This is a genomic window from Mucilaginibacter sp. CAU 1740, from assembly GCF_039839285.1.
GTDB lineage: Bacteria > Bacteroidota > Bacteroidia > Sphingobacteriales > Sphingobacteriaceae > Mucilaginibacter.
Map to the genome: position 1 here is coordinate 59963 of NZ_JBDOQS010000001.1, position 13010 is coordinate 72972.

A 13010-nucleotide genomic window follows, 5' to 3' on the forward strand; every position below is an offset into this window, starting at 1 on the left:
TGTAAATTCTGATTCTGATAATTACATCTCCTCATCAAACGTTGCCAGCAAATTCACGTTCGGATCTATTTTAACATCCGCCGGTTTCGCTTTCAATTTATAGTGTAGCGTTGCCGATTTCTCCTTTACCTGAATGGTTATTATCTGTCCATCAACAGAAACCTCTAACGGAAAATGGTAAACAAAATCCTGGTTTTGCAATACGTTGATGGTTAAGTTGCTTTCTTTATCGTCCCAGGTCCATTTAACGGCCAGTTTGGGATGGCCTGCAGTACGCAGCCACTGGGTAAAAAACTGTTTCAGATCTTTACCGCTGGTTTGTTCCATTACGCGGCGCAGGTCGTCGGTATTGGCGTTCCCGCCCTGGTATTTGGCGTAGTAGTTACGTACACCTTTCCAAAAAATATCATCACCCAATTTGCGCCTTAGCATATGCAGTACCCAATTGCCTTTTTCATAGCTATTGGCGTTAAGCAATTGCATATAATTGGATTTAACCGCAGTATCAACTACGGGCGTTAAACGGGCTTTTTCAAAAGCGATCACTTTTCTTCTATCGGCCGAAAGCCTTTTCTTCAGCGTATCAACACCGTATTTATTTTCGAGGTAGAGGCTGGTCATGTATGTGGCGAAACCTTCGCTTAACCAAAGATGACCAAAGCTCTTTTCGCTTGCGCCATCTCCAAACCATTGGTGGGCAATTTCGTGTGCCATTAACTCTTCTATTCCGGGCGCATTAACCGATTCTTCAAAATAGAATATAGCACTGGCATTTTCCATGCCGCCAAAAATGGTTTTTGATTGTACGTTGGCCAGTTTTTCGTAGCTGTAAGGGCCAACATTTTTAATAAAGTAGGGGAGGATATCTTTCGCTACAGCATAGCTTTTAAATCCAACTTCTTTGCTTTCCGGAAAAACGTAGGTAAACACCGGGATCCCGTTAACATCGCCGGGGTGGTCAATAGCAAACTCGGCCACGCCAATTACCATTACCTTGGTTGGCAGGGCAACGGTTTCAACCCAGTGGGTTAGTTTTAATTTGCCGGGGAGGTTTTTTTCTTCGGTTTTCAATCCGTTTGATACTACTTCGTAATGATCGGGAGCGGTAACCACAAAATCAACCGGGGCTTTATCGGCTATATTATCAACGCAGGGGATCCAGTTGTGCGCACGGTTTGGCCAGTTATCGCCAAAAAAAGTACGGTGACCGAAGGCATTGGTTGATATGATCAATCCATCGGCCGGGATACCGCTGTAAGTAATTGTATAATCGCGGGTATTTCCTTTATAGGCGTTTACGTTTATTTTCAGCTGCTCATCATCCTGGGTAAACTTTACCGGCTTTCCGTTTTCAGTTACTGCCGATACCAGCATACCTTTTCCCTGGGCATTCTTTTTTACCAGGTCGAGGTTAACAGAATTTGCATTAGTTAAAAACCTGGCGGTAACTGTGGCTTTGCCTTCAATATTATTATCGGCATCGTTAAGTTTAATGTTAAAGGTATAGTGCTTAACATCAATAGAGGCACCGGGTACCTGGGCGAAAACGGGAATGGTAAAAAAAGTTGGTAACGATAAAAGAACTGAAAAAATCCTGCGCATAGCTTCCTCAAAAATTGTATTATTCAACAACAAAGCTAACAAAAACAGGCTTTTATTAGTGCCGACACTCCATATGCTCTACTATATTTTTTCAAATAGCTAAAACGTTACATTAACACCTGTGGTAAATAAAAAGTAAAGCCCGTTCATTTTGGTATTGCTCACATAATCAACCTGGTTAAAAGGTTTGATAAGGTAGGGGGTAAACAGGATCTGCACTTTATTAATATTATAAGTTACCGGCAACGAACCGCTAAAGGCCAACAGTTTGTACTGCCTCACTTCGCGCTGGTTTTGCTGAGTTACCGTTTGGGTAATGATGGTTTGTTTAGGCTGATTAGGGAACAAAACATTGATAGGTGTTTGTTTCTGCGGAACATCGACCGAGCGGCTAACCTGCGATTCGGTATAGTACGTTTGATAGAACGATTGCGTACCGGCATACAGCGTGGCCGTAGGGGTAACTTTCAATCCGCTCTTTTTATCGGCCCCGGTTTTAAGCGCGAAGATCTCTTTAGATAGCTCGGCGGTATTAACTACGTCATTACTATTGTTTTTATTGAAACGATAGCTGATGCCGGCTGTTAGTTTTACAATATCATTGGGGTTGGCGTATAACTGGCCATCTAATGTGGCATTGAAAGAAGATAGGATAATTGGGCTGCTACCGGTGATGAAATATTTAGTAGCCGATACATTCCCGCCATAATACCGTTTAGCATCAAAGGCAAACACATAACCCGGCGTAACACTCAACCCCTCGGTACCGGATTTTGCTCCGTTTAAATCAAAATAGCCGATAGCGCTCACAAATATTCCGTGCTTACTAACCAATGTAAACGAGGGGAGGAGCACCGGTACGCTGCTTTCATCGCGCCGGCCGGCATAAGTTAAGTTTGAAAGATATTGAACACCCGCGTTCACAAAAATCTCTTTGGTTTTAGTAACGGTATCTGCTTTTTGTTGGGCGAATGCTGCAGGGCCAGCCAAAGCCAGCAACAGGATAAGTTTAAGTTTTTTCATGGCAAGGGGAAATGATCTGAAAAATGTCCGGATAATCAAAAAGGCCGTAACCGGCCTTTTTGATTTGATATATGTTAAATGCTATTACTGTTTGGTAGCGCTCAATTTAGAGGCACTACTTCCCGAGGTTTTAACAGTTACCGTTTTTTTACCTGCTTTAACCGCAGTGTTTGAAGCACCGCTATTTGAAACTGCCGACCTTAGGCTTTTAGCGCTAACCGCAGTATTGCTTGTGCTGTTCAGGTTACCTGACGATGTTACACTTACATTTTTGCTAACGTTATCAATCCCATTACCCGCAGCAACAGCTGTATTGCCCGCAGTGGTAGTAGCACCGGCACGTAAAGCCGCGGCATTGTTGCTCACTTTTTCGGATGTGTTAGCTGCAACACCTTCGGTTGTAGTTAGGGCTTTTTCGCCTGTTGCGCTTACGGCGGTTGTGTTGATATTACCTGTAGCATTTGTTGTGCTATTGATACCAGCCTGCGCGGCAGTTGAGCCAGCTGTAGCATTTACAGTTGAAGCAACGTTGCTGTTTACATTAGCTGCCTGGTTAACCGCGGTACCAGCCACAGCCTGGTTGGTGCTGGCTTGTGTTTGTGCTGCCGTACGTGCTGCCACATTTTGAGCCTGCGTAGCCGCCTGGTTGGTTACTGTTGAAGTAGTGTTAACTGCCTTTTGGGCGATGGAAGCCGCGTTAACTGTTGGGGTTGCCACTTTTGTAGCTATTTTGGTTGCGGTAGTTGCACCGATATTAACCTGTGCCGAACTAACTTTAAAGGCAAATAACGCCGCGGTAAATAATACCGGTTTAATTAAACTTTTCATGGTCAAATATTTAGTTACTAATATATTAGGATCGCCATAAGCAAATCCCTTTCATATCAGTAGCTAATCAAACCCAGTGCCATCGCCCTGTTCATGACAATTTCATGACTTTTACACACAGAAGGTGTGAAATTGTGTATCATAAATTGTACATGTGTTCATTTTGTTCATCATGGATTGACGCAAATTATCTTTCAAGCCCAAAAACTACGCTTGCACTATTCTTAGTTAATAGTCAAGTGTAAAGCTAACCGGCAACTCCTTTTCAACCACAACCTGTTTTCCCTGATAGATAGCTGGAAGCCATTGGCCACTAATTCGCTTTATTGCGTTAAGCGCCTCTTCGTCGCAGCCGTAGCCTAAGGACTGTACAACCCGGTAGCCGCTCGCGGTCCCGTCCAGATTTATTTTAAATGCTACTATTACCGTTCCCTGTATGTGCTGATTTCTTGCTTCTGCCGGATATCTGATTGTAGAGATCATTGGCTTTCCCATAGCGACTGAGCCATCCAGAAAAATTGGCCCCCGATCAACAGTTACTACAGAGGTATCCTTACCGTTTATTAAATGATATTCCGTTTGAATACTATCCCTGTTTGTTGGCTTATAAAATATCAAGCTATCGCTATCATAATCATACTGCAATTCCAACTCGCCTTTATAGTTATAGGCATTCCAGGCACCTATGCGCTTATCCGCTTTATAGTTTCCTATTTCGGCCAATCGTTGTGTGTAACTGAAATACTTCCAGGTGCTATCTTTCAAGTTATTTTTATAATATCCTTCGCAAAGGAGTTTGTTGTTATAAAAATCGTATTCGGTGTATTTACCGTCCCATATTTTCTTGTCCGATTTAAGTACGGTTATTTTTTGCCTTATCCGCAGTTTCTCATCTGATTTAGTAATCTGGGTAGTTTGTGCAAAAAGTTTTACACTAATAAATATCAATATAAGGGATAGGTTGTATTTCATATCTTAAATATAACCCTTTTATTGAGAGGCATATGCTGACTTTACCTATTTTATAAAAAAACGCCGCTTATTTAGGCAAGCGGCGTTTTTTTTATAATGTGATATAATATTACATTTTAGGCATCCTGCGCATCATGTTGGCCATGGCTGCAGGGTTGCTCATTTGCTTCATCACCTTTTTCATATCGTCAAACTGCTTCATTAAGCGGTTAACTTCATTGATATCGGTACCCGAACCTTTGGCAATACGCGTACGACGGCTTTGATTTATGGTTTCAGGATTTTCTTTTTCAAACGGGGTCATGGATTGGATAATGGCCTCGATTGCTTTGAAAGCGTTGTCATCAACCTCTACGTCCTTCATCATTTTGCCTACGCCCGGTATCATGCCCATCAGATCTTTCATATTACCCATTTTTTTGATCTGCTGAATTTGGCCGTAAAAGTCGTTGAAGTCGAACTTGTTTTTACGGATCTTTTTCTGGAGTTCGGCAGCCTCTTTCTCGTCAAACTGCTGTTGCGCGCGTTCAACCAGGGAAACCACGTCGCCCATGCCCAGGATCCTCGATGCCATACGATCGGGGTGGAAAACGTCCAACGCTTCCATCTTTTCGCCGGTACCTATAAATTTGATAGGCTTGTTAACTACCGATTTGATAGATAACGCTGCACCGCCACGGGTATCACCATCCAGTTTGGTTAATACCACACCGGTAAAGTCCAAACGATCGTTAAACACCTTGGCCGTGTTCACCGCATCCTGACCAGTCATCGAATCGACAACGAACAGGATCTCGTGTGGTTTAACAGCCGATTTAACCTGCTCAATCTCCACCATCATGGCTTCGTCGATAGCTAAACGACCGGCGGTATCGATGATCACCACGTTATGGCCGTTCTGCTTAGCTAATGCTATACCTTCGCGGGCAATAGCAACGGGATCTTTCGATTCGCGGTTGGCATAAACAGGTACACCTATCTGCTGGCCCAATACTTCCAGCTGATCGATAGCCGCGGGGCGGTAAATATCATCGGCAACCAGTAATGGCTTTTTATTGCGTTGTGTTTTTAAGTAGTTGGCCAGCTTACCGGTAAAAGTAGTTTTACCCGCACCGTTCAAACCTGCAATCAGGATAACGGTAGGAGTGGCCGGGAAGCTCAGATCGGCAGTGGTACCGCCCATCAGCTCGGTGAGCTCATCGTTCATGAGCTTGGTAAGCAATTGGCCTGGCGATATCGATGTTAATACGTTATTACCAAGCGCTTTTTGCCTCACATCATCAGTAAATGCTTTGGCGGTTTTATAGTTTACGTCGGCATCAAGAAGGGCCTTGCGGATCTCCTTCATGGTTTCGGCCACGTTTATTTCTGTAATAGTTCCCTGACCCTTCAGGACCTTGAACGCCCTGTCGAGTTTATCCGAAAGATTTTCAAACATTATATTAAAAAACTTTAATCTTTTTTATGAGGATACAAAGGTATGATTTTGAACTATATTAACTCAATTAGTTGGCAGAATAGATGTTTTGATATGATTTATTATAGAGTGGATGAGAAACTTCACGCTAATTTTTCGAATAGATCGGATAATACGAAGGTTAATAGGAGGGGATGCAGGGTAGCTAAGACTTACGAAGTTTTAGAAACTTCGTAAGTCTAATTGGAAAAGATCAGCGAAATCAAAGCAATCATTCTAATCAACGGTTCAAATATGGGCGTTCCCGTTAGCCAACGGGCCGGGCTTTCCGTTACAAGTCCTCGCTTTTCCGCCCCTCAATCCCAACCCGCGCTGTGGGCTTTTCACTACAATCCCTAACGCGGCCTGCGCTCATTTCCCCAAACAATCATGGCGTCGTACTTCTAATATATCAACTTATATCCCCGCCCACGAATATTCAAAATACTCACCGACGGATCGTCCTTCAAATACCGCCTAAGCTTGGTGATGAACACATCCAAACTGCGCCCGCTAAAATAATCGTTGTTTTGCCATAGGTTTAATAACAACTCGTTCCTATCCAATAGCTGATTTTTATTCATGATAAGCAGGTTCAGGATCTCGCCTTCGCGGGTGGTAAGCGCCCGGCGGTTGCCTTGAAAAACCAGATCACCTTGTGGATAGAAAAACTGGTACTTGCCAATTTCTGTCAATCCGTTATTGGTTGGCTTACTAACTACCAAGCGGTTTTTACTCAACAAAGCGCGGATCCGGATGATCAGTTCCTCCAAGCTGAATGGCTTTTTCAAATAATCATTGCCTCCACTTTCAAACCCTTCAACTACATCCTGCGGTAATGAGCGGGAGGTTAAAAATATTACAGGCAGTTCGGTATCTACATTCCTGATCTGTCGGGCCAGATCAAAACCGCTGCCATCCGGCAACATTACATCAAGCACAATAATATCGGGCTTGTTATCATAATATATTGTTCGGGCAGCGGCAATTGTATCCGCCAAAACCACCTCAAAGCCACGCGACTGTAGGCTTTCCTGAACAATTTCGGCCAGTACAGGTTCATCTTCAACCAGCAAGACTTTAACCTTGTTCATATTGCCCATGCTAAGTTTAATGTTGTCCCCTTACCCGGTTCGCTTTCAATTTTGCACCAGCCGCCGTGGCGTTCTACAATGCTTTTTACATAGCTTAACCCCAGGCCGTGGCCTTTTACTTTGTGCATTCCGGTTGGTACGCGGTAAAACTTTTCAAAAACCAGGGGCAGGTCGTTGGCGGCTATGCCTACGCCATCATCTTTTATGGATATGATCAGAAAGTTGTTTTTTACGCTGATGTGGATGTTTATATTCACATCTCCATCTTTTGAATATTTGACCGCGTTATCGATAATGTTATTCATCGCATGCTGAAAATATAACTTATCTGCTTTTACGATAGATACGCCTGTGCTGTTATTGTAAACCCAATGCAGTTCGTTACCCGGTAAAACGGTGGCGTTGGCTAATAGTGATTGTATTTCTGTATCGATATTGAGCGGTTCGGGCTTGATATTAAATTCACCATCTTCATAAACGGCTATACTCAATACCTTATCTACCAAAGTAGATAATTTATCCAGTTCATTTTTGGAATGGGAGAGGTAGCGTTGGGTTCTGGCAGGATCATCAAGTACACCAAACCCACTTAACGCCTCGATAGCCGCCGAAGCCGTGGCAATAGGCGTTTTAAATTCATGGGTAATGTTACCGATGAAATCATTTTTTACGGCTGACAGCCGTTTCTCCCGCAACAATAGCCTTAATAAATAGATCAGGCTAAAAGCCACTACCGCAATAAGTATTATCGAACCTGCAAACATATAACCCGTCCGCGCTATCACGTAAGTAAAGGGGTTGCCGAACAATGCCCGTACAAATTGCTGTTTGGAGTTCTGTTTATAGGTGGGATATGATTTGGTGATGATGGGAAATTTATCCAGCAATTTTTTATCAAAATGACTGTTGTTAAAAGTGCTGTCTCTCTCTCGTAAATAAAACCCGAAGGGAATATTAATGCCCCGCTCGTCAAGATACTTTTTAAGCACCGGCCTTAACCTAAGTGTGTCGAAATCATATTTATTCACCTCATCAACCATAAACGCACCCAGGTTCTGGGTGCGGTAGTAAACTATATGGTTTTGAAGATCTTCTGTGCGCATATTATAGGCAAAGCGTTTGGCAATTACCCATTTAAAAGCCGTATCGCCGGGCAGCACAGCTTTATTAATATCTCTGAAACTTACCGACGAAAAGTTAAAAGCATCTTTAGGTCGGCGTGCGTTGGCTATGGTATAGATCTGCCTGTCCTTCGTGCTATCCCATTTGCTGGTTATCCTAAACTCCGAGGTATCCATCAGGTGTTTTGCAATAAGCATCTGTATGGTATCACAACGCAGGCTGAACTCTTTTTTCAGTGCGTCTTCAAAAGCCATATTTACTTCTTTTTCAAAAGTGGCCTGGTTAACGGCGTAGTAGTTTTTTACCCAATAAAATTGCAGCAGCAGTACCATGGCTATTGCTATAGCGCAAACAACAATTACTACACGGGCATTTTTCTGCATCATCAAATGTAAAACATCGGTTTTAAAAGCCACCTGCCGTTAACATAATATAACGTTAGTTAACCGAGTCGATAACACAGTTTTATTTTTCCACTGGGCACTTTTGCAGGTATAAAAATCTATACCCCGCAATGAAAAAGATCCTCGTTATTATTTTATCGGCGTTTTGCCTTTCTGCCTCAGCCCAATCCAGTTTAAAAACCGGCGATGCCATGCCTGCCATTGTTATCAAACCTATTATCAATGCCCCGGTTTCGCAGGTTAACCTAAACGCTGCTATGAAACCCCGCTTTTACATTTTAAACTTTTGGGGAACCTGGTGCAGCCCCTGCATCCCAGAAATGGATAATCTGGCCAAACTGCAGAAAGCCAACGAAGGCCGCGTACAGATAATTGGTGTTTCAAACGATCCGGTTGATCGCCTGAAAAAATACCTGGCCAAAAAGCCATCTACACTGTGGTTGGCCAGTGATACTTCGTTTTATTTATATAAAGCATTCGGTTTTACCTCGGTTGGGCAGGCCGCAATCATCAATAGTCGGCACCAGGTAGTGGCCCTTGTAAACACCGACTCCGTAAATCAGCACATGGTGAATAAACTGCTTAGCGGCAAACCGGTTAAATCTTCGGCCGACCTAAAAGAGTTGCCGGTAAATACCAGTAAAGATGTATTTGGTGTAGATAGCACCATGGCCGAAAATTTTACCATTCGCGGTTATATGATAGGTCAGCAAGCCATGGCCAGGCATTATTTAAACCCGCCATATTCTGGCCGACGGGTAAGTTATATCAATACCTGCGCCGAGTATTTATATAAAGATGCCTTCGATATCACCTCAAGCAAGCAGGTTATTTATGAGGTTGATGAAAAAACCGTGTGCGACTTTGATAACAAAGCGAGCCGTTACTGCCTCGATCTGCTTGTTAAGCCCGAAGATAAAGATAGCCTGTACAGCATCTTACAAAAAAAGCTCCTTACATCCCTGCCCATAAAAGCCCGCCTCAGTGAAAAAATGATTCCGGTGTACGTGCTAAAAACAAATCCGGCACAAAAACAAGCTTTTAGTACATCTACCCAAAACAAAACAAGCTACAGTTTTAACGGGAATGGATATGATGGCATAGCAGTAACCGTAGAAGACTTTGCAAAAAACTACCTAAGTAATGAGTTTGATTTGCCGGTAGTTGACGAAACCGGACTCAGCGGAAAATATGATATCAAAACCACTGTAGACCTGCGCACTAAAGAAGGCATAATGCAGTCTGTAAACAAGCTCGGCCTTGTGTTGAGCAAGGCCGAGCGTAAAATGAAAGTATTGGTGTTTTATAAATGATCTTGTTTATGGGAACCGGTATAGCATCCCCAGGCCTATGCCTTCGTAGCCCTGGGCCTGGTCGGATGTGTGCCTGTCGTATAAAAACGTTCCGTTTACTGTGGCGCTGATCAGCCTGTTAACTTTGGCGGTGAGCGTTAAATCAACACGATGAGTAATATACTTCATTGATTGGCCGTAGGGAATGAACAACGCGTAACGGGTATTGAGGTGAACGTTTTTGGCAATGTCCTTATCAAATAACGCCACCACCTGAAACGCCAGATCGTTCTTTACGGTTTTCAGGGTATCTACACCGTAGTTATCCGGTTTAAAGCGTTTAATATCATGATCCAACACAAAAGTTTGACGGGCGGTACCGGTACCTAAACGCAAATCGAACCAGCCGGTTGGCTTATACTCAAAACCGACAGATTCTGTCAGATAGCCCGGCGACATGAAGTTGGAGATATACTGTGCATCAAACCTACCGTTGCCCAGATCAACGTAGTTATAACCTTTATCAAACTGCGACTCGAAGGTTAACGCGCCGAAAAAGTACCAGCTTTTTGATAATTGCGAGGCTACTTTATTATCGAAGTAAATACGGTCGTTGGTTTTACGTTTGCCCTGGCCTTTGTTTTTTGACACACCATAGGTAAGGTTCAGTTCGGATACATAGCTGAAAGGCGCTTTGTTGTATTCGGTATGGTAAATAAAGTTGGATCCCAAAGCCACCGCACTTACACCACCAGCCGAATAGTTATTACTGAAAGCCGATTGGCTAAAGTTTAAGCCGAAGGTAACTGCCTTTTTCCAGTAATTGATCTTGTAATCGAGCATGCTTACAGGCACCTGTTCGCGCTGAATTTGGATGGGCCTTGAGCGGGTTGGGATGGCGTTTTTCCGGGAGTCGATCCGGTATTTGTTAAGGATGGCAGTGTCAATTTTAACAGTGTCTTTTTTCAAGGTATCGGTTTGTGCTTTGGCAGATAGCACGCACGTGACAGATACCGCAATTAACAGTAGTACCGGTTTTGTTTTTAACATAGTAAACAAATTAAAGCAAAAATCTCCTTTTTTACCTACAATAAACAAAAATGTTGGCTGTGGGTTTAATCGGGTTGGCAAATTTTGCTGTAAAAATATTCAAAATGTGGGATGCTAAAATGAAGGCGCTGTTATATTTATGGAAATCCCTTTAAAATAACATGCATATATAAATAAAGCGTGATCAAGAAATTTTCACACGAATTTACTTTCAAGTAGGTCACAATTTATCGAATTACACGAATTTCAAATCCTGGTCAAATAAAAATTCGTGTAATTCGATAATTCGCAAAAATTCGTGTGAAAATTTCTATTGGTACGTTTTTCCTCTGTACACATTTTTAAACCCGGTTTCTCTGTATTAATACTGTGGGATATCGCCTTTACCCAAATCCTGCTTATCATCCGATGGAGTAACAAGCGGAGTAAGCGAATATGAGCGCTTAGTGCTGTACCTCAAAAACCGTTTAAGGTTTGTTTTGATGGAAGCGATAAACTCATAATCGCTGGCTGTTTTTACCGTGTAATACCCAGGCCGGTACCTTAGCATAAAATTAGTAAGCTGCTCGCCCTGCAAGTTGGTGATGGCACCAACATAGGTACGGTTAAAGCGATAATCGATAACGCTTTGTTCATAATCTTTCTGGATGGTTTCGCGCAAATGGGCGGCATTGCGGCCACTACGGCTTAATGCACCCCAAATAGCATCAATACTTAAACCGGCGCCCCCTGGGCCAAAACTTAGCAAATCCTGGTTATTAAGTGGACCAAATATCTTTGTGTAGTCGTTTTTGGTAGCGGCGAGTTGCTTCTGGGGGTTAAACATGGTATCGCGCACAATCACCTCTTTAAGCTGGATGGCCTTGGGTTTCATGTAAACAACTAAACCATCATTATTTTGAACTTTTAAGGTATCTGGATGATGATCAAATTTAGTAAACACGAGCACATCTCCAGGCTGGGCCTCTATCTTAAAATCTCCTTTAAAGGTATTATAGATGGATTTGCCGGTGGTAATGTTCTGTACGTTTACTTTGGCAATACGGTCTTTACTGTCCTTATCAAACACAACACCGTCAACCGTTTTTTGCTGGGCAAAAACCGGCACATAGGGGAGGGCAAAACATATAAACAGCAACCAAAATTTCATGGAGGCTGTAAATTTAAGTGTTATGCCCGGCGTGATCATTTTATTTAACAACAATTAACTATTCGGGGAAGAGAATCAAGACATCAGGAGGCAAGATGCAAGACAAAATGAAAGAAAATTCAATCTCCTTATTCTTGCTTCATGACTCTTGGCTTCCTGCCTCTAAACCTTCTACTTCACTACTACCAGCTTCTGACCAATTTTTATGCCGTTGTCGCTCATGCTGTTCAAGGCTTTTAGGTCATCAACTGTAATTCCAAAACGTTTGGAAATGTTGTATAGTGTATCGCCCTGTTTTACGGTGTAGATCTTATCGTCGGGCGGGGTTTTGCTCAGGGTATCCTGGGCAGGGGTGTTAATGGTATTGTTTATCTGGGTTAGTACGCGGTCTTCACGTTTAATTTTGGCTATTTCGCCTTCCGGACGATCGTACTGGGTGAGGTTATATTTTTCGATGATGCCGATAAGCAGATCTGGATATTTAGGGTTGGTGGCATAGCCTGCTTTTTTCAAGCCATAGGCCCAGCCTTTATAATCGTCTTTATCCAGTTCGAAAAGTTTGGCGTAGTTTTTACGTTTCAGGAACGCCGAGTGATCGCGGAAGGAATCTTCCGGGTTATCATAAACGCGGAAACAATCGTTTACCTGGTCGTCGTTTTTATAATACTTTCTGCCTGTCCAATCAGAAGTACATTTGATGCCGAAGTGGTTATTGGCAAATTTAGCCAGTTCGCTGTTACCAGCACCCGATTCAAATAAACCCTGACCAAGCGTGATACTGGCCGGGATACCATATTGGTTCATCTCCTGTATGGCGATATCTTTAAAACGCTCAATATATTCTAACGATGAATACGATTTGTAGTTGGCGGCATCCTTGTTAGATTTTTGGATGTTTTTGTTATTGCGGCTGGCATCTCTGCCAGATACCGACGAAGAGTTTTTACGGGCAGAGCACGATGTAAAACAGGCTAAGGCAGCAAACAGGTATATAAATTTTCGCATTATGCTTAAATC

At 42.9% G+C, this 13010-nt stretch carries 11 protein-coding genes; 1 reads left to right on the forward strand and 10 read right to left on the reverse strand.

Annotated elements, in window-relative coordinates; genetic code table 11:
* Nucleotides 1-21 precede the first annotated feature (21 nt).
* The 7 genes from AAFN85_RS00250 to AAFN85_RS00280 form a co-directional block, all read right to left on the reverse strand.
* Nucleotides 22-1602, reverse strand: a complete 1581-nt coding sequence (locus tag AAFN85_RS00250) for a M1 family metallopeptidase (protein WP_347524762.1) — start codon at nt 1600-1602, stop codon at nt 22-24.
* 99 nt (nt 1603-1701) lie between these two features.
* Complete coding sequence (locus AAFN85_RS00255; protein ID WP_347524764.1) at nt 1702-2625, reverse strand: hypothetical protein; 924 nt, start codon at nt 2623-2625, stop codon at nt 1702-1704.
* A gap of 84 nt (nt 2626-2709) precedes the next feature.
* Nucleotides 2710-3453, reverse strand: coding sequence for a hypothetical protein (locus AAFN85_RS00260; protein ID WP_347524766.1), 744 nt, complete (start codon nt 3451-3453; stop codon nt 2710-2712).
* 228 nt (nt 3454-3681) lie between these two features.
* The gene (locus AAFN85_RS00265) at nt 3682-4425 is read right to left on the reverse strand and encodes an energy transducer TonB (RefSeq protein ID WP_347524768.1); all 744 of its coding nucleotides are present in this window, start codon (nt 4423-4425) and stop codon (nt 3682-3684) included.
* A 109-nt stretch (nt 4426-4534) separates the two neighbouring features.
* On the reverse strand, nt 4535-5863 hold the full coding sequence (gene ffh / locus AAFN85_RS00270) for a signal recognition particle protein (RefSeq protein WP_347524770.1): 1329 nt from the start codon (nt 5861-5863) through the stop codon (nt 4535-4537).
* Between the two features lie 422 nt (nt 5864-6285).
* Nucleotides 6286-6975: a response regulator transcription factor gene (locus tag AAFN85_RS00275; protein WP_347524772.1), complete on the reverse strand. Its 690-nt coding sequence runs from the start codon at nt 6973-6975 to the stop codon at nt 6286-6288.
* The gene (locus AAFN85_RS00280; RefSeq protein WP_347524774.1) at nt 6972-8483 is read right to left on the reverse strand and encodes a HAMP domain-containing sensor histidine kinase; all 1512 of its coding nucleotides are present in this window, start codon (nt 8481-8483) and stop codon (nt 6972-6974) included. Before AAFN85_RS00280 ends, AAFN85_RS00275 begins: the two co-directional genes overlap by 4 nt.
* Nucleotides 8484-8611: 128 nt before the next feature.
* Here AAFN85_RS00280 and AAFN85_RS00285 point away from each other — a divergent pair, with 128 nt between their 5' ends.
* Nucleotides 8612-9814 carry a redoxin domain-containing protein gene (locus tag AAFN85_RS00285; protein WP_347524776.1) on the forward strand — a complete coding sequence of 401 codons (1203 nt, stop codon included), beginning with the start codon at nt 8612-8614 and terminating at the stop codon, nt 9812-9814.
* Nucleotides 9815-9820: 6 nt separating this feature from the next.
* Here the strand turns inward: AAFN85_RS00285 and AAFN85_RS00290 are convergent, their stop codons facing one another.
* The 3 genes from AAFN85_RS00290 to AAFN85_RS00300 form a co-directional block, all read right to left on the reverse strand.
* The gene (locus tag AAFN85_RS00290) at nt 9821-10843 is read right to left on the reverse strand and encodes a DUF3078 domain-containing protein (RefSeq protein ID WP_347524778.1); all 1023 of its coding nucleotides are present in this window, start codon (nt 10841-10843) and stop codon (nt 9821-9823) included.
* Between the two features lie 361 nt (nt 10844-11204).
* On the reverse strand, nt 11205-11993 hold the full coding sequence (locus AAFN85_RS00295) for a hypothetical protein (protein WP_347524780.1): 789 nt from the start codon (nt 11991-11993) through the stop codon (nt 11205-11207).
* A 171-nt stretch (nt 11994-12164) separates the two neighbouring features.
* Nucleotides 12165-12998 carry a glucosaminidase domain-containing protein gene (locus AAFN85_RS00300; protein ID WP_347524781.1) on the reverse strand — a complete coding sequence of 278 codons (834 nt, stop codon included), beginning with the start codon at nt 12996-12998 and terminating at the stop codon, nt 12165-12167.
* Between the last annotated feature and the right edge of the window lie 12 nt (nt 12999-13010).